Source organism: Nonomuraea maheshkhaliensis (genome assembly GCF_039529435.1).
Taxonomy (GTDB): domain Bacteria; phylum Actinomycetota; class Actinomycetes; order Streptosporangiales; family Streptosporangiaceae; genus Nonomuraea; species Nonomuraea maheshkhaliensis.
Genome location: NZ_BAAAMU010000298.1, coordinates 1 through 1,634, shown reverse-complemented (window position 1 = coordinate 1,634; position 1,634 = coordinate 1). Strand labels below are relative to the sequence as shown.

Annotated in this window: 1 protein-coding gene; it reads right to left on the bottom strand. The window is 73.3% G+C overall.

From position 1 onward, the window contains the following. A partial coding sequence (locus ABFX54_RS56480) for a condensation domain-containing protein (protein ID WP_346115590.1) occupies nucleotides 1–1,634 on the bottom strand: 1,634 nt, incomplete at both ends.

Here is a 1,634-nt window from a genome sequence, read left to right as displayed (position 1 = left end):
GATCCGGCCACCGTCGTCATCGACCGACACCAGCAGCGGATAGTTGGTGCGCTCGGTGAAGTACACCCGCCGGATCCCGCTCAACGCCTCGCCGCCGCCCGGCACGGCTTCCCCCGGGGTGTTGTGGCGGTAGTTGAACAGCGCGGTGAACAGGGGAAGGTCGCCGGGCACGCCACTGGCCTGCTGCGCGAGGGTGAGCGGCGCGTGCTCGTGCTCCAGCAATCCGGCCAGCTGCCCGCGCATCGCCGCCACCGCGCCCAGCACGCCGAGCTCACCGGTGCGCACCCGTACAGGCAGGGTGTTGATGAAGGGTCCTGGTACGCGGTCGGAACCGGCGCTCGTGCTCATGCGGCCGAACAGGACCGTGCCGAAGACCACGTCGTCCCTGGCCGACACCGCCGCCAGCACCCGCGACCACGCGACGTGCAGCAGCGTCGCCGGGCTCGCCCCCACCCGGCGGGCCACCTCCAGCAGCCGGATGTGCAGGCCGGCGTCGAAGACGGTCCTGGCCCTGACCGTGTCCATGCCGTCGCGGCGGGCGTCGGCCACGCCGAACGGCGCGGTCGGCTCGGTGACGTCGCCCAGCAGGCCGGCGAAGTAGCGCTCGTGGTCGGCGCGGTTCCCGCCGCTCCTGGCCTGGGCGACGAAGTCGCGGAACGGCAGCGGCTCCGCCAGGCGATGACCCTGGCCGGCCAGGAAGGCGCGTACCTCGTCGAGCAGCACCTCCAGGGCCGTGTGGTCCTGCACCAGGTGGTGGATCCTGACCAGGGCCAGCCAGCGGCCGGTGCCGGGCGAGGCGGCGGTGTGCAGCCTGATCAGCGGGGCCCGGCCGAGGTCCATGGACGTGCCGCCGCGCGCCACCAGCTCCGCCACCGGGTCGGCGCCGTCCTGGTTCAGCGTCAGTTCCTCGATCGGCAGCGCAGCGCGGCGCCACACGACCTGGACCGGCTCGCGCAGCCCCTCCCAGACGATGGACGTGCGGTAGACGTCGTGCCGGTCGATCACGTGCTGGAGCGCGTCGGCGAAGTCGTCGAGCCGCTCGCGGGAGTCGAACTCCAGCGCCGTCGGCATCACGTAGGCGTCCTCGCCGCCCTCGGCCAGCAGGTGGTGGAACAGCAGCCCTTCCTGCAGCGGCGCGAGCGGGTAGACGTCCGCGATGTTGGCCGCGCCACCCTCCACGGTGGCCGTGATCCGGTCGATCTCGTCGCCGGTCAGGTCCACCAGCGGCAGCATCTCCGGGGTGATCGCGGTCGCGCCGGGCGGGATCAGGTTCGGGGGGACCGCCGCCGGGCTCTCGCCCGTCGAACGGGCCAGCCCGGCCGGGGTGGGGGTCTCGAAGAGAGCGCGTACGGAGACCGAGACGCCACGGGACCGTACGAGGGCCACCAGCCGGATCGCGAGGAGGGAGTGACCACCGAGGGCGAAGAAGTCGTCGTCCACGCCGACGCCCTCCAGGCCGAGGACCTCGGCGAAGGCCACGCAGAGGATCTCCTCGCGGACGTCGGCCGGGGCGCGGCCGGTGCCCGCCGTGTACTCCGGTGCGGGCAGGGCCTTGCGGTCGAGCTTGCCGTTGGGGCTGAGCGGCAGCGCGTCCAGGACGACGATCGCGGCCGGGACCATGTAGGACGGGAGCC